Below are 21,908 nucleotides of genomic sequence, written 5' to 3'. Positions count from 1 at the left end.
GTTCCTCTCAGATTCTGCGGATGATTTTTTCGCCGAACAGCCCTTCGGGCCGCACCAGCAGGAACAGCAGGGCCAGCACGTAAGGGAACCAGCCCTCGATGCCGCCGCCGACCATGGGGCCGATGTAGACCTCGGCCAGTTTTTCCGAGGCGCCGATGATCAGGCCACCCACGATGGCGCCCGGCATGGACGTGAAGCCGCCCAGGATCAGCACCGGCAGCGCCTTGAGCGCGATGAAGGTCAGGGCGAACTGCACGCCGTTGCGGGCGCCCCACAGCAGGCCCGCCACCAGCGCCACCATGCCGGCCACCGCCCACAGCACGGCCCAGATGCGCTGCAGCGGGATGCCCACGGCCAGCGCGGCCTGGTGGTCGTCGGCCACGGCGCGCAGCGCGCGGCCCACCTTGGTGCGCGAGAACAGCAGGGCCAGCGCCGTCACCAGCAGGGCGCAGATGCCGGCCGCTGCCACGTCGAACTGGGAGACGATGATGTTGAACTTATCGAGCAGGAATTGCAGCGGTACGTCCTCGATCGGCAGTTCCAGCTTGTGCACCTGCGAGCCCCACATCAGCTGCGCCAGGCCCTCGATGAAGAAGGCCAGGCCGATGGTGGCCATGAACAGCGTGATCTCGGGCTGGTTGACGAGGGGCCGCAGCACCACCCGTTCGATGGCCAGGCCCAGCACGACCATCACGACGATCGTGAGCGGGATGGCGAGCCAGACGGACAGGCCGAACTTGTCGATCATGCCCACGCAGGTGAGGGCGGCGAAGAACACCATCGCACCCTGCGCGAAGTTGAACACGCCGGAGGCCTTGTAGATCAGCACGAAGCCGATTGCCACCAGCGCGTACATCACGCCCGACAGCAGGCCGCCGATCAGCACCTCGAAGAAGAAATTCACGTTCATCTAGTGGGCCACTCCCAAATATGCGTTGATCACGTCCTGGTTGGTGCGCACCTCGTCGGGCGTGCCGTCGCCGATCTTCTTGCCGTAGTCGAGCACCACCACCCGGTCCGAGATGTCCATCACCACGCCCATGTCATGCTCGATCAGCACGATGGTGGTGCCGAACTGGTCGTTCACGTCCAGGATAAAGCGGCACATGTCCTGCTTCTCTTCCACGTTCATGCCGGCCATCGGTTCGTCCAGCAGCAGGATTTCCGGTTCGGCGGCCAGGGCCCGGCCCAGCTCCACGCGCTTTTGCAGGCCGTACGGCAGGCGGCCCACGGGCGTCTTGCGGATGGCCTGGATTTCCAGGAAGTCGATGATCTCCTCGGCCTTGATGCGGTGCGCGATTTCCTCGCGCCGCGCCGGGCCCCAGTACAGGGCCTGCAGCAGGAAGTTCGATTTCATCTTCAGGTTACGGCCGGTCATGATGTTGTCGAGCACCGTCATGCCCTTGAACAGCGCGATGTTCTGGAAGGTGCGCGCGATGCCGGACTTGGCGGCCGCGTAGCAGTCCATGCCCTTGCGGTGCTGGCCGCGGTAGATGATCTCGCCCTGCTGCGGACGATACACGCCGTTGATCACGTTGAGCATGGAGCTCTTGCCGGCGCCGTTGGGGCCGATGATGGCGCGGATCTCGTGCTGCCTGACGTCGAAGGAAATGTCGGTCAGCGCGCGCACGCCGCCGAACGACAGGGAGATGTTCTTCAGGTCCAGGATCACGGGGCCGGTACGACGGCCGGTGCCGGCGCCGAAATGTGCTTCGGGTTCGTTCATTTGCATGGTGGCGTCCTCCGTCATGCCGCTGCCTGGACTGCGGGGTAGGTCTTGCAGTCGCATATCTTGAGGTCGGCCGATACGGCGCCCGTGCGGCCGTCCTCGAACTTGACCTGGGTGGTGATGTACTGTGAGCTCTTGCCGCCGTACAGGGCCTCGATCAGCACCGCGTACTTCTCGGCGATGAACTTGCGGCGTACCTTGCGGGTGCGGGTCAGCTCGTCGTCGTCCGGGTCCAGCTCCTTGTGCAGCACCAGGAAGCGGTGGATCTGGGTGCCGGCCATCAGGGCTTCGGCGGCCAGGCCGGCGTTGACCTTTTCCACGCAGTCGCGCACCAGTTCATAGGTCTGCGGATGGGCCGCCAGGTCGGTGTAGCCGGCATAGGCGATGCCGCGCCGCTCGGCCCAGTTGCCCACCGCCTCCATGTCGATGTTGATGAAGGCGCACACCTGGTCGCGCGCATGGCCGAACGCCACCGCCTCCTTGATGAAGGGGAAGAACTTGAGCTTGTTCTCGATGTAGTTGGGCGCAAAGATGGCGCCCTCGTTCATGCGTCCCACGTCGGCCGCGCGGTCGATGATCTTGAGGTGGCCTTCGCTGTCGAACAGGCCGGCGTCGCCGGTGTGGAAGTAGCCGTCGGCGTCGATCACTTCGGCCGTCGCGTCGGGCCGCTTGTAGTAGCCGGCCATGGTGGCGGGCGAGCGTACCAGCACTTCGCCGTTGTCGGCCAGGCGCACTTCCACGCCCGGCGCGGGCAGGCCCACGCTGTCGAACTTGATGTGGCCGTCCGGTTGCAGGCAGACGTAGGCGCAGGTCTCCGTGGAACCGTACAGCTGCTTGAGGTTGACGCCGATCGAGCGGTAGAAGCGGAACAGGTCCGGCCCGATGGCGGCGCCGGCCGTGTAGGCCACCCGCACCCGAGACAGGCCCAGCACGTTCTTCAGTGGACCGTACACCAGCAATTGGCCCAGCGCATAGGCGGCGCGCTCGGCCAGCGGCACCGGCTTGCCGTCCAGGATGTCGGCGCCGCAGCGGCGCGCCACCTCCATGAAGTGGTGGAACATGCGGCGTTTGATGGGGCTTGCATCCTCCATCCGTATCATCACCGTGGTCAGCATGTTCTCGAACACGCGCGGCGGGGCGAAGTAATAGGTGGGGCCGATCTCGCGCATGTCGGTCAGTACCGTGTCGCTCGATTCCGGGCAGTTGACGGTAAAGCCGGCCACCATGGCTTGCGCCAGCGAGAACAGGCAGTCGCCCACCCAGGCCATGGGCAGGTAGGACAGGATATCTTCGCGCTCGCTCAGCTGGTCGAAGCCGACGCCGCCGCTGCCGGCGGCCAGCAGCGAGGCGTGGGTCTGGCACACACCCTTGGGCTTGCCGGTGGTGCCTGAGGTGTAGAGCATGATGGCGTGGTCGCTGCCCTGGCCGGCCGCGATGGCCGCTTCATAGGCGCCCGGATGGTCGCGGTCCCAGGCCCGGCCCAGTTCCTGCACGGCGGCGTAGGCGGACAGCTCGGGCTGGCGGTAGTGGCGCATGCCGCGTTCGTCCTCGTAGACGATGTGGGTGATGCCGGGATAGGCGGCCCGCAGTTCGAGCAGCTTGTCGACCTGTTCCTGGTCTTCCACCACGGCGAAATGGATTTCCGCGTTCTCCAGCACGTAGGCCATGTCGGCCGCCGGCGCATCCTGGTACAGCGGCACGGGCACGCCGCCCAGGGCCTGGGCGGCCAGCATGGCCCAGTACAGGCGGGGGCGGTTGTCGCCGATGATGGCCAGGTGATCGCCGCGCTCGAAGCCCAGCGCCGCCAGGCCGCAGGCCAGCGCCCGCACTTCCGCGTTCACCTGCGCCCAGTCCCAGCTTTGCCAGATGCCCAGATATTTTTCGCGGAAGGCCGGCCGCTGGGGCCGGTCCTTGCCGTGCTGTAATAGCCGGCGCGGGAACGTATCCAATTCTGTTTGCACCAGTGTCTCCTGTTGCGGTTCGTTGTTATGGTGCCGTGCTCGCTCGCGGATTGCCATCCTGATTACGGCCCGTCATCCTTTTTGTGTGATGATAGTAGCCTGATGGAAGGGGCGAGGTTGTCTTTTCGACGACAATTGCCCGACTTTTTTATGGTGCAACGCAACAATGCAAACAGAACAACCTAGCCTGAAGGAGGCGCTGCGCTCGGCCACCTGGGCCCAGTGCCTGACGCCGGAGCAGATGGCGCGCGTGGAGGCCGACACCTTCGAGACTTTTGTGCCCAAGGGCGGCTATGTGTGCCGCAAGGGCGACATGGTGGAGCACTGGCTGGGCATCATTGGCGGCATGGTCAAGATGAACAATTTCTCGGCCTCGGGCAAGAGCGTGACGTTTACGGGCGTGCCGCCGGGCGGCTGGTTCGGCGAAGGTTCGCTGCTCAAGCAGGAACACCTCAAGTACGACGCCATGGCGCTGCGCGACAGCCGCATCGCGCGCATGCCGTCGGCCACCTTCCACTGGCTGCTCGAGACGAGCCTGCCGTTCACGCGCTTCCTGCTGATCCAGCTGAACGAGCGGTTGGGGCAGTTCATCGGCATGGTGGAGAACGACCGCCTGCTCAACGTCGACACGCGGGTGGCGCGTTGCCTGGCGTCGATGTTCAATTCCCACCTGTATCCGGGGCTGGAGCCGCTGGTGCAGATTTCGCAGGAAGAGCTGGGCTTCCTGTCGGGCGCCTCGCGTCAGCGCGCCAACCAGGCCTTGCAGTTGCTGGAGAAGGAAGGCTTGCTGCGGCTGGACTATGGCGGCATCCGCATCCTGGACCTGGAGGGCTTGCGGCGGTTTGAGGTTTAGTCACCCTTGGTATCCGTCCGGGCATGCATGCCGGCAGCGACCGACTGCTCGATCAACTGGCGCATCAGGCGCTGGTATTGCGTATGCTTGTGTGCCGCTTCGGACTTGAAGAACTCGACGCTCTGCTTGCTGAGCGTAAGAGTGACTTCAACGGTTTCTTCCTGCAGCTTCAGCTGATCGGGAGGCGGCAGGAAATCCGGAACAACCTTGGCCTCCATCGGTTCGTCACTGTATTTTGTTCTCGCGCTCATAGATTTCCTTCCCCTTGCGCCAGTAGCCAGCGCCATAGATGCGTATGACGTCTCCCCGGTAAGTAAAGCGCACGGAAAGTATCGCACCATGCACCATGCCATAACAGAAATACCGGACTTCTGACTTACTGTGGGCAATATCTTCTGCTATGACCCGTCGCGTATCCATGAACGCTTGTTGTGCGAGCGAAAATGACACACCATGTTTCAGCTGATTCGCGCTGTCCTTCATGCTATCCCACTCAAACCGGACTCTATTCATAGCCTAGCACACCGTATTTGAAACGGCCTGCGTTCATTGCGCGACGTACAGGCCCAAGCTGTTGGCTGGATCAAAGCTTGACCATACCTGGATCGGAACCGGCTGCTACTGAACTTGCTCAAGCCCCGGATGACGCCCTGCCCAATTGACCCTGCTGCACCACAGGCAATCGCGGTATCATAGGAACAAGCTATGCCGCACGTGGCATGGCCGCACACCGACTCGACGAAATTCATGCACACACCAGAACACAAGGACATCGCCGGCCGCCTCGCGCTGCTGCGCCAGGCGATGCGCGAACACCGGATCGACGCCCTGCTGGTGCCGTCGTCCGATCCCCACCTGTCCGAATACCTGCCGGCCCGCTGGCAGGGCCGCGAGTGGCTGAGCGGCTTCACCGGTTCGGTCGGCACCTTCATCCTCACGGCCGACTTTGCCGGCGTGTGGACCGACGCCCGCTACTGGACCCAGGCCGAGACGGAACTGGCCGGCAGCGGCGTGCAGCTGATGAAGATCCCATCCGGCGCCAGCGTGCTCTACATCGACTGGCTGGCCGAGCGCCTGCAGGCAGGCCAGACCCTGGCCGTCGACGGCGCCGTGCTGGGCCTGGCCACGGCCCGCCTGCTGGCCCAGGCGCTGCAGGCCAAAGGCGCGCTGCTGCGCACCGATATCGACCTGCTGGAGCAGGTGTGGCAAGACCGTCCGGCGCTGCCGTCCGCGCCCGTGTTCGAGCACCTGCCGCCGCACGCCGACGCCAGCCGCGCCGCCAAGCTGGCCGCGCTGCGGCAGGCCATGGGCGAGCAGGGCGCCAGCCACCACGTGCTGTCCACGCTGGACGATATCGCCTACCTGTTCAACCTGCGCGGGGCCGACGTCAACTTCAACCCTGTGTTCCTGTCGCACGCCCTGATCGACGCCGCCGGCGCCACCCTGTTCGTGGCCGATGGCAAAGTTGACGCGCCGCTGCGCGCGGCCCTGGCGCACGACGGCGTGACGCTGGCGCCGTACGCCGATGCCGCCGCCGCGCTGGCCGCGCTGCCGGCCGGCGCCGTGCTGCTGCTGGACCCGCGCCGCGTCACCTACGGCACGCGCCAGGCCGTGCCGGCCAACGTGACCGTGGTGGAGGCGATCAACCCCACCACCTTCGCCAAGTCGAAAAAGACGGAAGCCGAGGCGGCCCACGTGCGCCACACCATGGAGCAGGACGGCGCCGCCCTGTGTGAATTTTTCGCCTGGCTGGAGCAGACCCTGGCCGACCCGCGCCGCACGGCGCTGACGGAACTGGACATCGACCGTGAACTGACGGCCGCCCGCGCCCGCCGTCCCGGCTTCGTCAGCCCCAGTTTCGGCACCATCGCCGGCTTCCGCGCCAACGGCGCCATCATGCATTACCGCGCCACGGCGGCGGCCCACGCGGTGATCGAGGGCGACGGCCTGCTGCTGATCGATTCGGGCGGCCAGTACCTGGGCGGCACCACCGACATCACGCGCGTGGTGCCGGTGGGCCAGCCCACGGCCGCCCAGCGGCGCGACTTCACGCTGGTGCTGAAGGGTGTGATCGCGCTGTCGTCGGCCCAATTCCCGCGCGGTACGCGCTCGCCCATGCTCGACGCGCTGGCCCGTGCCCCGCTGTGGGCGGCCGGCATGGACTTCGGCCACGGCACCGGCCACGGCGTGGGCTACTTCCTCAACGTGCACGAAGGGCCGCAGTCGATTTCGCCCACGGCCATGCCGGAGCCGCAGACGGCCATGGAGCCGGGCATGATCACCTCGGTTGAACCGGGCCTGTACCGGCCCGGCCAATGGGGCATACGGATCGAGAACCTGGTGCTCAACTGCGACGCGGGCAGCACGGAATTCGGCAGCTTCCTGCGCTTCGAAACGCTGACCCTGTGCCCGATCGACACCCGCTGCATCGAACCATCGCTGCTGCGCGAGGACGAACGCACCTGGCTCAACGACTACCACGCCACGGTGCGCCGGCGTCTGCGCCCCTATCTGGCCGGGGCCGCGCTGGCCTGGCTGGACCACCGCACGGAGGCCATGTGAGCGCCCGTTCGACCCGTGCCACGTCGGCCATCGACCGTCTCAAGGTCCGCAGCGGCAACACGAAATACACGATGTCGCGCACCGGCGGCGGCCTGTTCTTCCTGACCGAGGGACCGGGCCTGCCGCCGTTGTGCGCGCCGCTGGAACTGGACGAGTTTGTCGCCTTCGTCAACGGCCTGGGGCCGCAGACGCCCAGGCGCGTCAGCAAGCTCGATGTGGCGTTCGAAAAACAGCTGAACAAGAAGGCGCCTTGAACGCCGGCGCGCGCCCGCCGGCGCGCGCCATGACACGAACACAGAAAAAACAGACAAGAGGCCAGCCATGCCCACCTTCGATTTCCTGATCTCCTACTGGTCCACGGGCGAACTCGCCACCAACGGCGTCATCCTGCTCAACCTGCTCGGCGCCTTGCTGCTGGGCCTGCTGGTGGGCTACGAGCGTTCCTACCACGGCCGGGCGGCCGGCATGCGCACCTACGGCCTTGTGTGCATGGCCTCGGCCGCGCTGACCGTCATCGCCGGCTATCCCCATTTCTGGTTCGGCGGCCACGTGGTGCCGTCGGCCATGGGCACCGATCCCACCCGCATCATCCAGGGCATCGTGACGGGCATCGGCTTTTTGGGCGCGGGCGTGATCATGCGCGAAGGCTTCAACATCAGCGGCCTGACGACGGCGGCCTCGATCTGGGCTTCGTCCGTGATCGGCGTAATGGTGGGCGTGGGCTTCTACATGTCGGCCATGGGCCTGGCCATCCTGAGCGCCATGTCCATGATCTTCCTGTCCAAGCTGGAGGCGTGGCTGCCGTCGCGCCACGCGGTGGCCATCACCATGCGCTTCCGGCCCGGCTACATGCCGCAGGAACCGGCGCTGCGCCAGATGGCGCTGGCGCGCGGCTATGAGATCGCCAGCGGCACGCTGATGATAGGCAGCGACGGCGGCGCCCAGGAATGGCGCTTCGTCGCCATCGCGCTGAGCAAGCGCAGCGGCTCGACCCTGCCCCAGGTGGCGGCCGAGCTGGCGGTGTTCGACGGCATCGACAGCTTCCAGCTGTCCCATGCCCGCAACTGAGGCAGTGATACCCATGGGGGCAGACATGATGAACGCACAGGCAAAGGCGATCTTCGATTTCTGGTTCCTGCCGGCCGGCAGTCCCGGCGCCGGCAGCGCGCGCCCGGAATGGTTCCGCAAGGACGACGCCTTCGACCGCCGCATCGAGCAGGAATTCGGCGCGCTGATCGAGCAGGCGCTGGCCGGCGGCCTGCGCCATTGGGACGCGGGCGGCCCGCAGCCGGCGCTGGCACGCATCCTGCTGCTGGACCAGTTCACCCGCAACGTCTACCGCGGCACGCCGCGCGCCTTCGCCGGCGACAAGCTGGCGCTGCAGGCGGCGCAGGACATGGTGGACGACGACGAAGACCTGGCCCTGCCGCCGCTGCAGCGCGCCTTTGTCTATCTGCCGTTCGAGCACGCGGAGGACATGGACATGCAGCGCCAGTCGGTGGCCCTGTTCACGCGGCTGGCGGCGGCCGGCACCGGCTTCGAGAGCATGCTCGATTACGCCCTGCGCCACCGCGACGTGATCCAGCGCTTCGGCCGCTTCCCGCACCGTAACGCCATCCTGGACCGGCCATCGACGCCGGAGGAGCTGGCGTTCCTGCGGCAGCCGGGATCGGGCTTCTGATGGCGCGCCCGACCCTGACCCTGATCGGCGCCGGCCATGTGGGCCGCGTCTTCGGCCGCCTGCTGGCCCGGGCCGGCTGCTTCGACATCGCGGACGTGCTGACCCGCTCGCCCGCTTCGGCCCGGGCGGCCGTGCAGTTCATCGGCGCCGGCCGCGCGCTGGATGGTTGGGCTGACTTGCGCCCGGCCGACGTCTACCTGCTGGCCGTGGGCGACGACCAGATCGTGCCGGCCTGCGCGGCGCTGGCGGCCGCCGTGCCGCTGGCCGGCGCCGTCGTGTTCCATTGCAGCGGTGCGCTGGCGTCGGACCAGCTGCAGGCCGCGCGCGCGGCCGGGGCGCTGGTGGCCAGCGTCCACCCCATCCGCAGCTTTGCCGACGTGGACGCCGTGGCGGCCGCTTTTGCCGGCACCTGGTGCGGCGTGGAAGGCGACGCGGGCGCGCTGGCCATCCTCAACCCGGCGCTGCAAGCGATAGGGGCGCAGCCGGTGGCCATCGACGCGTCGGCCAAGACCGTGTACCACGCGGCGGCCGTGTTCGCCAGCAACTACCTGGTGACGGTGCTGGACGCGGCCTTGCGGGCCTACCAGGCAGCCGGCATCCCGGAAGCGGTGGCGCGCGAACTGGCCCGGCCGCTGGCGACGGAATCGCTGGCCAATGTGTTCCGGCTGGGCGCTCCCGCCGCCCTCAGCGGCCCGGTGGCGCGCGGCGACTATGCCACGGTGGCGCGCCAGCAGCGCGCCGTGACTGCGTGGGATGCGGCCAGCGGCGCGCTGTACGAGGCGCTGGTGGCGCCCACGGCCGACGTGGCCCGGCGCAAGGGACAGTAGGCGGCTCGGTGCACCGGCGTTGGTGGCCGCCGTGCCACGTCCTTGCAAATTACTAGTTCACAACTATATTTTAAACAAGGGGCAGCCGCAGCGCCGTGCGCCACTGCCGCAGCAGAGATACGAAATTACAAATTGTTGGCGGGATTAGTCGACAAACCCCGCAATTAGCAATAAGCTTGTCCTCTGGAATCTTTTCTTGACGTAGCAAGCAATCAGAAAAACAAGTCAGCACGCGCGCAGGCCAGGCCTGCGTTTATAGGATAGGGGTAAGAACATGTTATTTCTGAAGAGTACAACGGTGACCAAGGCGCCCGGCATCTACGAAGTGGACATCGCCGCCAAGCCGCCGGGCAAGACCTATGGCGTCTTCCTGGCCACCGATCCCGACAACCAGCCGACGGAACTGCTGACGGCGCTGGCCGCCATGGGTTTCCACAACACCTACAGCGGCGGCTACACCCACAAGGACCGCGGCAAGGTGCTGGACCTGCATTTCCAGAAGGATGGCACCGACCTGTTCAAGGGCTGGAAGGCCGAGGAATGCGAGGCCAACCTGGCCGCCATCACCAGCCTGTTCAACGGCATCGGCATCCAGATCGCGCCGCGCGTGATGTCGCTGGCCGAAGCCTACGCCTGATACCGTCCCGGCCTCAGGCCTGGACTTCAATGTGGTACAGGGCCCACGGGCAGGCGCCAAACCGCTCCGGCAGCGGTTTGGCCGCCATCTCCGGCACCTGGTCCGCATCATACATGGCCCACAGCGGGCCCAATCCTCCCAACGCCATGGGTGCGCCATCCAGATGGGTGGCCACGATGTAGCGCTGCGCCCGTGCCTGCGCCAGCGTCAGCGTGGCCGCATAGCCGTCCACGGCCCGCAGCACCAGCTTGCCGCTGTCGGTCCGGCTGGCGCCGGCCGCTTTCAGCACGTCGACCAGGGCTGGTCCCCGCAGCAGGTGTGGTTTGCCATCGTATTCGAGCGTGGGATGGATGGTGAACGCGGGCAGGGCCAGCAAGGCGTTGAAGTCGAAGGCGTGGGCCTTGTCGAAACTGAGCTTTTGCTTGTGCATCATCTGGTCCGTCACGGGATCGAACGGGCCGCGGTTGGGCTGGCCGATGGCGCCCGTCACCGTCAGCAGGGCCGGTCCCCGCAATGCAGGCGCGGCGGCGCTGGCGCGCAGGGCAGGCAGGGCCAGCGCGGCGCTGCCGGCGGCGGTCAGGAACTGGCGTTTTTTCATCGGTGGCGTCCTCGGTTGATGGATGTGCCGCTATCATAGCGCGCATGGACCTGTTTGACGCCACCACCGGCCTGACGCCCATCCCCATCGAGGATGGCGAACTGGCCTTCCAGCAGCTGCTGGCCTTGCCCCTGTCGCCGGAGCAGGTGCTGGCGCGGCTGATGGCGGAAACGGACTGGCGCGCCGAAGCGATCACGTTGTGGGGCAAGACCCATCCCCAGCCGCGCCTGACGGCCTGGCACGGCGCAGCGCGCTACCGCTATTCCGGCATGACGCTGGAGCCGCAGCCGTTCACGGCCTTGCAGCTGGAGATTAAGGCGGCCGTCGAGCAGGCCACGGGACGGCACTTCAACAGTGTGCTGCTCAACTACTATCGCGATGAGCGCGACAGCATGGGCTTTCACAGCGACGACGAGCCGGAGCTGGGGCCGGAACCGGCCATCGCCTCCGTCAGCTTCGGCGCACCCCGTACCTTCATCCTCAAGCACAAGCGCCTGCCGCGCACCGTCAAGCTGGCGCTGGGCAACGGCAGCCTGCTGCTGATGGCCGGCACCCTGCAGCGCCATTGGCGCCACGGCATCAACAAGGAACGTGCGCCGTGCGGGCCGCGGATTAACCTGACTTTCCGCAGCATACTTTAATCTTCATCAAACTGAGCCTAATTGCATGCTATTGCATGTATCTGCCATCATGGCAGGCCCGCGGCGACGGCTGCCGCCGGGCTTACAACTGGACACATTTCTTACGAAATCGGCACGCCCGTCAAGCTGTCCACCTGCTATCTTGATCACATCGCAATTCAGAGAACTGCGATCCCAAGCAAGTCCCTCAACTTTTTGCTGAAAGATCCAACATATGAATAAGATTCTGTTCGCATTGATTGCATCCGCCACCGCCCTGACCGGTGTGACCGCCCACGCTGCCGATGCCGGCACGGGCTATGTAGGCGCCGGCATCGTCGGCAGCCGCTACAACTTCGACGTGCCGGTGACGTCCGCCACGGATGACCACAGCGGCAACAAGGCCAGCGGCAAGATCTTCGCCGGCTACAACATCGACAAGACCTTCGCAGTGGAGGGTGGCTACACCGACTTCGGCAGCCAGAGCTACAACTACACGCTGAACGGCGCCAACGGCCATCTGGAAAGCGATTCCCATTCGTTCTACGTGGCCGGCAAGGCCACAATGCCTGTCAACGAGCAGTTCAACGTGTTCGGCAAGCTGGGCGTTTCGCGCAACCACAACAGCGTGGAAGCGACGGGCGTGGCAGCACCTTACGGCAGCAGCGGCAACAAGAACGCCCTGTATGCGTCCGTGGGCGGCGAATATGCGCTGAACAAGAACGTGTCGCTGTCGCTCGAATATGAACACTACGGCAAGAACGACAACGATCTGGGCCGCAAGACGGGCGCCATCACGGGCGGTCTGCGCTACAACTTCTAAGCCACGCACCGCGCCTCACGCAGCTGCAACTTGGAAACGGGAGCGCCGGCCTGGCTTCCGGGTAACAAAAAAAGGCACGGTGTTTGCGCACCGTGCCTTTTTCTTTGCCCTGACCAGGGGGACTTACACCGTCAGCGGCTTGTAGCGGATACGCTTGGGCTTGGCGCCTTCCTCGCCCAGACGCTTCTTCTTGTCCGCTTCGTATTCCTGGTAGTTACCGTCGAAAAAACTCACTTGCGAGTTGCCTTCGAAGGCCAGGATGTGGGTGGCGATGCGGTCCAGGAACCAGCGATCGTGCGAAATCACCATCACGCTGCCGGCAAATTCCAGCAGCGCATCTTCCAGCGCGCGCAGGGTTTCCACGTCCAGGTCGTTGGACGGTTCGTCCAGCAGCAGCACGTTGCCACCCATCAGCAGCGTCTTGGCCAGGTGCAGACGGCCGCGCTCACCGCCGGACAGGTTGCCGACCATCTTCTGCTGGTCGCCGCCCTTGAAGTTGAAGCGGCCCAGGTAGGCGCGCGACGGCATTTCGAAGCGGCCCACGCTCAGCATATCGGCGCCGCCCGTCACGTCCTCGAACACGGTCTTGCCGTCGGACAGGGCATCGCGGTGCTGGTCGACGATGGACACCTTGGCCGTCTTGCCGATCACCACTTCACCGCTGTCCGGCGTTTCCTTGCCGGTGATCATCTTGAACAGGGTCGACTTACCGGCGCCGTTGGGGCCGATGATGCCGACGATGGCGCCGGCCGGGATGGTGAACGACAGGTTGTCGATCAGCATGCGGTCGCCGAACGATTTCGACACGTTCTTGAACTCGATCACTTCATTGCCCAGGCGCTCGGCCACGGGAATGAAGATCTCCTGGGTCTCGTTGCGCTTCTGGTATTCGTGCTCGCTCAGCTCGTTGAAGCGGGCCAGGCGGGCCTTGGACTTGGCCTGGCGCGCCTTGGGATTCTGGCGCGACCATTCCAATTCCTTCTGCAGCGCCTTCTGGCGGGCCGATTCCGTCGCCTCTTCCTGCTTCAGGCGGGCTTGCTTCTGGTCCAGCCACGAGCTGTAGTTGCCCTTCCATGGAATGCCGCTGCCGCGGTCCAGTTCCAGGATCCACTCGGCGGCGTTGTCGAGGAAGTAGCGGTCGTGGGTGATGCCCACCACGGTGCCGGGGAAGCGCAGCAGGAATTGCTCGAGCCACTCGACCGATTCCGCATCCAGGTGGTTGGTCGGCTCATCGAGCAGCAGCATGTCGGGCTTGGACAGCAGCAGGCGGCACAGGGCCACGCGGCGCTTTTCACCGCCCGACAGCACGCCGATCTTGGCATCCCATGGCGGCAGGCGCAGGGCGTCGGCCGCCATTTCCAGTTGCAGGTTCAGGTTGCCGCCATCGGACGAAGAAATGATCGCTTCCAGGCGCGCCTGCTCGGCGGCCAGCGCGTCGAAGTCCGCGTCTTCCTCGGCGTAGGCCGCGTACACGGCGTCGAGCTTGGCTTGCGCCTCGAACGCTTCGCCCAGGCCGCCTTCGACGGCCTGGCGCACGGTCTGTTCCGGATCCAGCTGCGGTTCCTGCGGCAGGTAGCCGATGTTCAGGCCCGGCATGGGGCGCGCTTCGCCCTGGATATCGGTATCGATGCCGGCCATAATCTTGAGCAAGGTCGACTTACCGGAGCCGTTCAGACCCAGCACGCCGATCTTTGCGCCTGGGAAGAAGGACAGCGAAATATCTTTCAGAATCTGGCGCTTGGGCGGGACGATTTTGCCCACGCGGTTCATGGTATAGACGTAATTTGCCATTGAGAATCTCGGTGAAAAAAGAGTAAAACGGATAGAAAAGCGCGGAAGGGTGACAGCATACACAAAAACGGCCGCCCAGCGCCAAAAACCGGCCCCGCCCAGCGCCGCCACCCAAAAAACGGGGACAAAATAAATGGGGACGTACCCCATTTCCCGCGTTTCCCGGCGCCGCAAGGCGGAAATTGTGTTACGTCCCCATTTTTTCAATAATGGGGTACGTCCCCATTTTTTCGGTCAGGCCGGTTGCGGGGCGGGGCGGCGCAGCAGCCACAGGCCTTCGGCCACGTACAGCACCAGCGCGCCCCAGATGACGGCAAAGCCGGCCAGCCGGGCCGCGGTGAACGCTTCATGGAAGAACCATACGCCCAGCAGCATCTGGATCGTGGGGCCGATGTATTGCAACAGGCCCAGCACGGACAGCGGAATGCGGCGCGCGCCGGCCGCGAACAGCAGCAAGGGGATGGCCGTGATGGGCCCGGCCGCCACCAGCAGCCAGCGCGTGCCGTCATGCTCGGTGGTGAGGAAGGTGTTCTGGCCATGCCAGCTGAGCCAGCCCAGGTAGGCCACGGCCAGCGGGAACAGCAGCATGGTTTCCAGCGACAGGCCTTCCAGCGCGGCCAGCGCGGCCGTCTTGCGCAGCAGCCCGTACACGCCGAAGGTGCCGGCCAGCAGCAGCGCGATCCACGGCAGCTGCCCGCCCTGCCACGTGAGCCAGGCCACGCCGCAACCGGCCAGGACTATGGCCAGCCACTGGCCGCGCCGCAGCTTCTCTTTCAACACCAGCAAGCCCAGCACCACGTTGACCAGCGGATTGATGAAGTAGCCCAGGCTGGCGTCGATCACGTGGCCATTGTTGACGGCCCAGATATAAATGAACCAGTTGCTGCTGAGGAAAATGGCGCTGGCCATGAAGCTGGCCAGCACGCGGGGCCGCTTCAACAGCTGGGGCAGCCAGCCCCACTGGCGGCGCACGGCCAGCACGATGGCCAGGAACAGCAGCGACCACAACATGCGGTGGGCCAGGATTTCCAGCGGCGTCACTTCGCCGATCGCGTGGAAATAGAGGGGAAACAGGCCCCAGCAAAGAAAGGCCAGGGCAGCGTAGACAATTCCGGTATTCATGGTGTGAGGAGGAGGGCGCATAGGCACGGTCTGCCATTATCTCCGAATCGGACCTTGCCCGCTGGCGACACATTCGCCTCCGGCAGTTTTCACTTTGTCATTGCCAGCGTACACTGCTGGATTCGCACCGCCTCCGGACGCCACAGCATGTCAAAATTTTCTTGCCTTTTGCTAATACCTATCCTATTGTGCAATGCACCAAAACAACAACAGGTGCAATCTTGACCGCGCAACACAAGAAAAGCAATCTCGTCGCCCTGACCCTGGCCGCCATCGGCATCGTCTATGGCGATATCGGTACCAGCCCGCTGTACACGCTCAAGACCATCTTTTCCCCCGAACACGGCCTGAGACTGACCCCGGACAACCTGCTCGGCGTTATCTCGCTGATCTTCTGGGGCCTGACCATCATCGTCTCGCTCAAATACGTCACCTTGGTACTGCGGGCCGATAACCGCGGCGAGGGCGGCATCATGGCGCTGATGGCGCTGGCCCTCAATTCGGTCAGCAAGTCGCCCAAGCTGCATTACAGGCTGATGCTGTGCGGCGTGTTCGGCGCCGCCCTGTTCTACGGCGACAGCGTGATTACGCCCGCCATTTCCGTGCTGTCGGCGATCGAAGGTCTGGAAGTGGCCACGCCGGCCCTGAAGCCCTACGTGGTGCCGCTCACCATCGCCGTGCTGGTGGCGCTGTACGCGCTGCAGCAGCACGGCACGGCCGGCATCGGACGCTGGTTCGGCCCTGTGATGATCATCTGGTTCGCCGCCCTGGCCATCATGGGCCTGGTCAACATCGTGGCCGCGCCGCAGATCCTGTCCGCGCTCAATCCCTGGTACGCCCTCAAGTTCGTGCTGGCCAACCGCTTCATCGCCTTCGTGGCGCTGGGCGCGGTGGTGCTGGCGTTCACGGGCGCCGAGGCGCTGTATGCCGACATGGGCCACTTCGGCAAGAAGCCGATCCGCATGGCCTGGTTCCTGATCGTGTTCCCGTCGCTGGCGCTGAACTACCTGGGCCAGGGCGGCCTGCTGCTGGCCCATCCGGAAGCCATTTCCAATCCGTTTTATCAGCAGCTGGGCGCCTGGAGCGTCTACCCGCTGGTCGCCATGTCGACCCTGGCCACCGTGATCGCGTCGCAGGCCACCATTTCCGGCACCTTCTCGATGACCAAGCAGGCCATCGCGCTGGGCTTCTTGCCGCGCATGCGCATCCTGCACACCTCGGCCAGCGAAATCGGCCAGATCTACATGCCGATGGTGAACTGGCTGCAACTGGTGGTGGTGCTGCTGGCTGTGATCGGTTTCGGCTCGTCCGACAACCTGGCCGCCGCCTACGGTATCGCCGTCACGGCCACCATGCTGGCCACCACGGTGCTGACCTTCTTCGTAATCCGCTACCGCTGGCAGATCAACCTGATGCTGTGCTGGGCCGCCACCGGCTTCTTCCTGCTGATCGACGTGCTGTTCTTCTCGGCCAACGCGCTCAAGCTGTTCCACGGCGGCTGGTTCCCGCTGCTGCTGGGCTCCGTGCTGTTCGTCGTGATGCTGACCTGGCGCGCCGGCCGCGGCCTCGTGTTCCAGAACCTGCAGAAGCACGCCATTCCGCTGGAAGACTTCCTGTCCTCGCTGTTCGTGGCGCCGCCCACGCGCGTGCCGGGCACCGCCATCTTCCTGCGCGGCGAAAGCGACGGCGTGCCGCACGCCATGCTGCACAACCTGTCGCACAACAAGGTGCTGCACGAGCGCGTGGTGTTCTTCACCATCCACATCATCGAAGAACCGTATGTGCCGGAAGCGGAGCAGATCAAGATCATCGACCTGGGCCACAACTGCTTCCAGCTCAATGTGCACTACGGCTTCAAGGACGAGCCGGACATCCCGCGCGTGCTGTCGCTGTGCGCCAGCCACGGCCTGCCGTTCGAGATGATGGAGACCTCGTTCTTCATCGCCCGCCAGACCGTGATCTCCACCCCCGGCGCCGGCATGGCGCCATGGCGCGAGCACCTGTTCGTGGCCATGTCGCGCAATGCCCGCGGCGCGGCCGACTACTACCAGATTCCAAGCAACCGGGTGATCGAGCTGGGCACCCAGGTCGAGATCTGAGTAAATAAAAATGTAACTGAATGTAGGGCCCGGGGCGGAAGGTACGCAGTCTGCTAAACTTCTGCTCCGATCGGCGCGCGGCAGCGCGCAACCATTCGACCCCACAAGACAAAGGTAATCATGAAATCGATGTTCCAAATTATTGCTGCCGTTGCCTGCGCGCTGACGCTGACGGCATGCGGCGGCGGTTCCGGCACGACGGCCGCCACCACGCCGGCGGTGGTGCAGCCTGACTTCAAGACGATCGAACTCGTGGCCGGCACCGGCTTGGTAGCGGCCAATACCGACCTGGTGGTGATCAATTACACGGGTTGGCTGTACGACGCCTCCAAGTCCGATTTCAAGGGCGCCAAGGTCGACAGCTCGGTCGACCGCAATGCCCCGCTCGCGTTCGCGCTGGCCACCGGCAAGGTACTGGCGGGCTGGGACCTGGGCATCGTGGGCATGAAGGCGGGCGGCAAACGTACCCTGATACTGCCCGCTTCGCTGGCATACGGCGCCACCGCCAGGGACGCTGCGCCGGCCGTGGGCAGCATCACGTACACCGCCATTCCAGCCAATGCCGCGCTGGTATATGACGTGGAGCTGGTGAGCGTGACCAAGGCGACCACTCCCCAACCGGTAGCGCCGCCGACGACGCTGGTGAGCGTGGATACGGTGGTGGGCACGGGCGCCGAAGCCGTCACGGGCAAGACCCTGACGGTCAAGTACACCGGTTACCTGTATGACGGCACCCGCATCGGCGATTTTCGCGGCGTGGTATTTGACAGCAGCACATCGTTCAATTTCGTGCTGGGCGGCAATGTGATCACCGGCTGGAACCAGGGCGTACCCGGCATGAAAGTGGGCGGCAAGCGCACGCTGACCATTCCGCCTGGCCTGGCGTATGGCGCGACCGCCACGGCCGCTATTCCTGCCAACTCGACGCTGATTTTCGATATCGAACTGGTGGCCGTGCAGTAAGACTGATGCCGCGCGCGGCGCGGTAACGGCAAAAGGGGCGGCCTGCGGGCCGCCCCTTTTGTTTTCCGCCATGGCCGGCCGCGCGAGGCGGTGATGCGCTAACGCTCAGCGCACCATGTCGATATGCATGATGCCATCCTCGTCATACGGCGCGGTGACGGTTTCAAACCCCAGGCTGGCGTAAAATTTTTCCAGCCGGGCCTGGGCGCCGATGCGGAAGCGATGGCCCGGGTGCAGCTGTTCCGCCAACTGTATCCCCCGTTCCACCAGCAGGCGGCCGATGCCCAGGCCGCGCGCCGCTTCCGTCGTGAGCACGCGGCCCAGCGACATTTCCTGATACTTGGCACCGGGCGCCAGGCAGCGCAGATAGGCCGCCAGCTCGCGCTTGCCGTCCACCGTGCGCCAGCCCAGCAGGTGGTGGGCTTCGAGGTCGTAGCCGTCGATATCGGGATACAGGCATTGCTGCTCCAGCACGAACACTTGCTGGCGCTGGTACAGCACCGCATACAGGTCAGCGCCGGGGATATCGTTGAATGCAAGCCATTGCCAGTCGATCATGTGTGCCTCGTTGATGGGGATAGACGACGATTGTACGGCAGGGCCGCGATTCAGGCAGGATGGGGAGCCGCACGGCCGGCATGGCCGTGCGGGATGATGCGGAGTGATACGGTGCTGCGGCGTGGCTTATACCAGGGTCAGCGTCACGTCGATGTTGCCGCGGGTGGCGTTCGAATACGGGCAGACGATATGGGCGGCGGCCACCAGTTTTTCCGCTTCCGCGCGCTCCAGGCCAGGCAGCGAAATCTTCAGTTCCACTTCGATGCCGAAGCCCGTCTCGATCGCGCCGATGCCGACCGTGCCTTCCACCGACACGTCGGCCGGCACGGCGATCTTGTCGCGCCCGCCGACGAATTTCAGGGCGCCGATGAAGCAGGCCGAATAGCCGGCCGCGAACAGCTGCTCCGGATTGGTGCCCACGGCGCCGGCGCCGCCCAGTTCCTTGGGCGTGGTCAGCTTGACGTCCAGCACGCCGTCGGAGGAGACGGCGCGGCCTTCACGGCCACCGGTGGCTTTGGCGTTGGCACGGTACAGAACTTGTTTGATCGACATGATGTTTCCTTTGAGTGAGAGTTAAAGTGTTTGCTATTAAATCGTGAACTACTTACTTCCAAAAACAAAGCGCTGCGCATGGTCCCAAGCAAGCCAAAGTACCTGGCTGGCCGGGGAATGCTTGCCTGTGGCAGCCGTATCGCATCGCCCATGAACACACTATAAATCGTGCGCTATTGAATAGCAAGCGATTTTTATCGGATTTTTCGGCCAGCCGTGCCGCCGCGCTCACAGCTGTTCCGTCCAAAAAAAGTCGCAAACAATTACTTATAGTCGAAAATGAAAAAATATAGTCGAGAACAAAATCTGGATGTGGAAGCCGCCGACGCGGCTTCTGCGGACGTGGCTGGCGACGCGCTGGCCGCGATGCAGCCGTTCCACCGCCGCAGTCGTGATGCGCGCCTCGAGCACCTGACCAACCAGGGTTTGTGGCACGCTGTAGCGGTGGCGCTCGACCTCGACGTGGTAATCGATGTGCACCTTGACCGTCCTGAAGCGGGCCATCTCATAACGCTGCAACGGCAGTGCCTGCAGGGCCGGCGCATCAATCTCGGCGAAGGTGCTGGCGCGGCTGCCCGGCAGCTTCTGCAACGGCTTGTCGTTCAATCTGGTCAGCAGCGGCGCCATCGCTGCGTTCACCTCGTGCACGCAGCCGAACTGCTGGTGGCGCAGGCGTGTCATGATCCAGCGCTCGACGATCTGCACCACCGAGCTTGAGTTGTTTGGCGAAGCGGTGGTAGTTGTCGCAGAACTGCGAGTAGGAATAGGTCTGGCAGTCCGCGTAGTTGGCGCGGTGCTCCTCCCACAGCGGCATCAGCGTCATGCCTTTGCGGCGTAGTTCCTGGTGCAAGCGCCCGTAGTCGGGTTGGACATAATCGCGCGCCTTCTGGGAGCCGGTCATCAGGCGTCGCTCCAGCGCCCCCCCGTCCATGCCTTGCACAGCACCCCAGTCCAGCGCTGCGGCGGCGGCCAGGCCCGCGTACTTGGTCACGACACCCTTCGACAGCCCCAGCGCGTCGGCGATCTGCTGGTGCGACAGTTTGACATCGAGCCTGAGCCGTAATACGTCCTTAATCTTACGCATATTGATCCTTGGTGCGGGCACGCGGTCTCCAGTAAAAATCGGGAAGCGTACCCGTTCGGTTGCAAAATGCGTAACGCCATTGCTGTGCTGTACGTCGCAGGAATCACTGGTCACGTTCGACCGGAATACCCTGGAAGCGCCCGGGTACACTGATTGGAGGCGATATCCTCGCCTCGGCCCAGCATTTTGAATGGGCAGCCAATCTCAATTAAAAGTTATGACGGATGCCGACTTCCCCGCCAGTGCTTCTTCCGCCCGCGACGGTATTTGACGAAAAAGATCCGATATCTTCGATATTCAATCGCCCTTGTCCGTGGTTGCTCAACCGTGCGACTGCCGCGTAAAGCGCCGTGCGTTTGGAAAGGTTGTGTACATAGCCTGCCGCAAAACCATGTGCTCCGTACACGCCTGCAGACTTTGCGGCATCGTCGGAACGCGATGCTACAGTGGAAATCCAGGCATGGTCGTTCTGGACCGGAATTACCGCGGCAATACTTGCCCGCGATTCGCGCAGATTGACAAATTTGTCCGTATTGGCCCACAACATGATCTTCGCCACCTTGAAGTCGTAGCTCATACCTGCATTAGCCTGGGTCCACTTTCCCGTTGACGATGTAGCGCGGGTGTTCGAAGTGATATCGGTTTGCGCGAGCGCGCCGGCGATCTCGAACGGACCTCCTGCATACCCCAGCCGGCTGCTCACGGAGCGGCCGATCGTGGTGCCGCACACTGTATTGCCATTGCAGCCATTTCCACCTTCGCCTGCGGACACTTGGAAGGATCCATACATGCCTCCAAGTCCACCCGGCGTCGAATAGGTGATCGCATTTGTAGTCCAGTAGTAGTTCGGCACCAGCCCTTGGTTGAGCAGATTGGAATAGTGCGAAACATTGCCCACGCCAAGGTTGTAAGTCGGATCGAACGAGTACATGTTCACGTAGTTCGGCGACCAGTCGCGACCGAGATGCACTTCGCCGAAGCTGCCATTCAGTCCGACCCAGGCACTACGGTTAAAGAATGGCACACCAAATGCGCCGGTCGCGGATTGCCCGGTGTCCGGCGCAAATGCGCCTTCGAGGAGGAAGATTGCGTTCATGCCGCCGCCCAGGTCTTCCGTGCCGCGGACGCCGAACAGTGATGGAGAATTGCCGAACGTACCCAGCGAAGTGGCCGAGCCGCTCCCGGAATATTGAATGTGTCGAATCGCGACATCGACTGCGCCGAAAAACGTGGTCGACGGTTCCGCAAATGCGGGCGCGACGCACAAACCGAACAAGGCCATCCCCATGAATTGCTTTTTCATTATTGTCTCCAAAGATTATATGTTTGTCTAATTATCTGCATCCTGGCTTTGTGGATTCGCGATTTCCACGACTATTGAACGCGCAAGCCTCCGAAAGAAAATGAGAGTGCAATCAGGCACTTGAGGTGCCTGGTAAAATAAAAAG

At 64.1% G+C, this 21,908-nt stretch carries 22 protein-coding genes and 1 pseudogene; 11 read left to right on the top strand and 12 right to left on the bottom strand.

Annotated features, from left to right (window positions below; all coding sequences use genetic code 11):
- Positions 1–7 precede the first annotated feature (7 nt).
- From AC3WOS_RS03175 to AC3WOS_RS03165, 3 genes are read right to left on the bottom strand one after another with little or no spacing between them, the layout of a single operon-like run.
- Entirely contained in the window at positions 8–904 is an 897-nt protein-coding gene (locus AC3WOS_RS03175; protein ID WP_492714519.1) for a branched-chain amino acid ABC transporter permease, read from the bottom strand.
- 6 nt (positions 905–910) lie between these two features.
- On the bottom strand, positions 911–1,732 hold the full coding sequence (locus AC3WOS_RS03170) for an ABC transporter ATP-binding protein (RefSeq protein ID WP_492714378.1): 822 nt from the start codon (positions 1,730–1,732) through the stop codon (positions 911–913).
- 14 nt (positions 1,733–1,746) lie between these two features.
- On the bottom strand, positions 1,747–3,693 hold the full coding sequence (locus AC3WOS_RS03165; RefSeq protein WP_492714518.1) for an AMP-binding protein: 1,947 nt from the start codon (positions 3,691–3,693) through the stop codon (positions 1,747–1,749).
- A gap of 163 nt (positions 3,694–3,856) precedes the next feature.
- Between AC3WOS_RS03165 and AC3WOS_RS03160 the strand changes: the two genes are divergently transcribed.
- Positions 3,857–4,543 (top strand): Crp/Fnr family transcriptional regulator, encoded by a 687-nt coding sequence (locus AC3WOS_RS03160; RefSeq protein WP_492714377.1) that lies wholly within the window; start codon positions 3,857–3,859, stop codon positions 4,541–4,543.
- Here the strand turns inward: AC3WOS_RS03160 and AC3WOS_RS03155 are convergent.
- Both AC3WOS_RS03155 and AC3WOS_RS03150 read right to left on the bottom strand, forming a co-directional pair.
- Entirely contained in the window at positions 4,540–4,794 is a 255-nt protein-coding gene (locus AC3WOS_RS03155) for a CopG family transcriptional regulator (protein ID WP_492714376.1), read from the bottom strand. The two genes, AC3WOS_RS03160 and AC3WOS_RS03155, sit on opposite strands and share 4 nt — an antisense overlap.
- Positions 4,769–5,026, bottom strand: a complete 258-nt coding sequence (locus AC3WOS_RS03150) for a BrnT family toxin (protein WP_492714375.1) — start codon at positions 5,024–5,026, stop codon at positions 4,769–4,771. The genes AC3WOS_RS03155 and AC3WOS_RS03150 overlap by 26 nt, the downstream gene beginning before the upstream one ends.
- Before the next feature lie 264 nt (positions 5,027–5,290).
- Between AC3WOS_RS03150 and AC3WOS_RS03145 the strand changes: the two genes are divergently transcribed.
- From AC3WOS_RS03145 to AC3WOS_RS03120, 6 genes are all read left to right on the top strand, one after another.
- Positions 5,291–7,105, top strand: coding sequence for an aminopeptidase P family protein (locus AC3WOS_RS03145; protein WP_492714374.1), 1,815 nt, complete (start codon positions 5,291–5,293; stop codon positions 7,103–7,105).
- Positions 7,102–7,359 (top strand): hypothetical protein, encoded by a 258-nt coding sequence (locus AC3WOS_RS03140; protein WP_492714373.1) that lies wholly within the window; start codon positions 7,102–7,104, stop codon positions 7,357–7,359. The genes AC3WOS_RS03145 and AC3WOS_RS03140 overlap by 4 nt, the downstream gene beginning before the upstream one ends.
- 67 nt (positions 7,360–7,426) lie before the next feature.
- Positions 7,427–8,173 carry an MgtC/SapB family protein gene (locus AC3WOS_RS03135; RefSeq protein ID WP_492714372.1) on the top strand — a complete coding sequence of 249 codons (747 nt, stop codon included), beginning with the start codon at positions 7,427–7,429 and terminating at the stop codon, positions 8,171–8,173.
- 28 nt (positions 8,174–8,201) lie between these two features.
- Positions 8,202–8,786: a DUF924 family protein gene (locus AC3WOS_RS03130; protein WP_492714371.1), complete on the top strand. Its 585-nt coding sequence runs from the start codon at positions 8,202–8,204 to the stop codon at positions 8,784–8,786.
- Positions 8,786–9,613, top strand: a complete 828-nt coding sequence (locus tag AC3WOS_RS03125; protein WP_492714370.1) for a Rossmann-like and DUF2520 domain-containing protein — start codon at positions 8,786–8,788, stop codon at positions 9,611–9,613. Before AC3WOS_RS03130 ends, AC3WOS_RS03125 begins: the two co-directional genes overlap by 1 nt.
- 274 nt (positions 9,614–9,887) lie before the next feature.
- Entirely contained in the window at positions 9,888–10,250 is a 363-nt protein-coding gene (locus AC3WOS_RS03120; RefSeq protein WP_492714369.1) for a hypothetical protein, read from the top strand.
- A 13-nt stretch (positions 10,251–10,263) separates the two neighbouring features.
- Here AC3WOS_RS03120 and AC3WOS_RS03115 read toward each other — a convergent pair whose 3' ends face one another.
- On the bottom strand, positions 10,264–10,848 hold the full coding sequence (locus tag AC3WOS_RS03115) for a putative pterin-binding protein (protein ID WP_492714368.1): 585 nt from the start codon (positions 10,846–10,848) through the stop codon (positions 10,264–10,266).
- 44 nt (positions 10,849–10,892) lie between these two features.
- Between AC3WOS_RS03115 and AC3WOS_RS03110 the strand changes: the two genes are divergently transcribed.
- Both AC3WOS_RS03110 and AC3WOS_RS03105 read left to right on the top strand, forming a co-directional pair.
- Positions 10,893–11,489, top strand: coding sequence for an alpha-ketoglutarate-dependent dioxygenase AlkB family protein (locus AC3WOS_RS03110; protein WP_492714367.1), 597 nt, complete (start codon positions 10,893–10,895; stop codon positions 11,487–11,489).
- A gap of 214 nt (positions 11,490–11,703) precedes the next feature.
- Positions 11,704–12,291, top strand: coding sequence for an outer membrane beta-barrel protein (locus AC3WOS_RS03105; RefSeq protein ID WP_492714366.1), 588 nt, complete (start codon positions 11,704–11,706; stop codon positions 12,289–12,291).
- Between the two features lie 123 nt (positions 12,292–12,414).
- On the opposite strand, the gene ettA is transcribed toward AC3WOS_RS03105, so the two are convergent.
- Together ettA and rarD are read right to left on the bottom strand one after the other, a co-directional pair.
- Positions 12,415–14,082 carry an energy-dependent translational throttle protein EttA gene (gene ettA, locus AC3WOS_RS03100; RefSeq protein WP_492714365.1) on the bottom strand — a complete coding sequence of 556 codons (1,668 nt, stop codon included), beginning with the start codon at positions 14,080–14,082 and terminating at the stop codon, positions 12,415–12,417.
- A gap of 234 nt (positions 14,083–14,316) precedes the next feature.
- Positions 14,317–15,204 carry an EamA family transporter RarD gene (gene rarD, locus AC3WOS_RS03095; protein WP_492714364.1) on the bottom strand — a complete coding sequence of 296 codons (888 nt, stop codon included), beginning with the start codon at positions 15,202–15,204 and terminating at the stop codon, positions 14,317–14,319.
- Between the two features lie 221 nt (positions 15,205–15,425).
- Here rarD and AC3WOS_RS03090 point away from each other — a divergent pair, with 221 nt between their 5' ends.
- Both AC3WOS_RS03090 and AC3WOS_RS03085 read left to right on the top strand, forming a co-directional pair.
- Entirely contained in the window at positions 15,426–17,303 is a 1,878-nt protein-coding gene (locus AC3WOS_RS03090; protein WP_492714363.1) for a potassium transporter Kup, read from the top strand.
- Between the two features lie 129 nt (positions 17,304–17,432).
- The gene (locus AC3WOS_RS03085; protein WP_492714362.1) at positions 17,433–18,266 is read left to right on the top strand and encodes an FKBP-type peptidyl-prolyl cis-trans isomerase; all 834 of its coding nucleotides are present in this window, start codon (positions 17,433–17,435) and stop codon (positions 18,264–18,266) included.
- A 105-nt stretch (positions 18,267–18,371) separates the two neighbouring features.
- On the opposite strand, the gene AC3WOS_RS03080 is transcribed toward AC3WOS_RS03085, so the two are convergent.
- The 4 genes and pseudogenes from AC3WOS_RS03080 to AC3WOS_RS03065 form a co-directional block, all read right to left on the bottom strand.
- Positions 18,372–18,824, bottom strand: coding sequence for a GNAT family N-acetyltransferase (locus tag AC3WOS_RS03080; RefSeq protein ID WP_492714361.1), 453 nt, complete (start codon positions 18,822–18,824; stop codon positions 18,372–18,374).
- Between the two features lie 126 nt (positions 18,825–18,950).
- Positions 18,951–19,376 (bottom strand): organic hydroperoxide resistance protein, encoded by a 426-nt coding sequence (locus AC3WOS_RS03075; protein WP_492714360.1) that lies wholly within the window; start codon positions 19,374–19,376, stop codon positions 18,951–18,953.
- Between the two features lie 315 nt (positions 19,377–19,691).
- Positions 19,692–20,481 (bottom strand): annotated as a pseudogene (locus AC3WOS_RS03070) (Mu transposase domain-containing protein); the annotation flags it as partial.
- A gap of 187 nt (positions 20,482–20,668) precedes the next feature.
- Positions 20,669–21,763 carry a porin gene (locus tag AC3WOS_RS03065; RefSeq protein ID WP_492714359.1) on the bottom strand — a complete coding sequence of 365 codons (1,095 nt, stop codon included), beginning with the start codon at positions 21,761–21,763 and terminating at the stop codon, positions 20,669–20,671.
- Positions 21,764–21,908: the final 145 nt, after the last annotated feature.

This window comes from Rugamonas sp. FW305-51, from assembly GCF_058786935.1.
The sequence above is the reverse complement of the archived record's forward strand: the minus strand, read 5'-3'. Positions and strand labels throughout refer to the sequence as shown.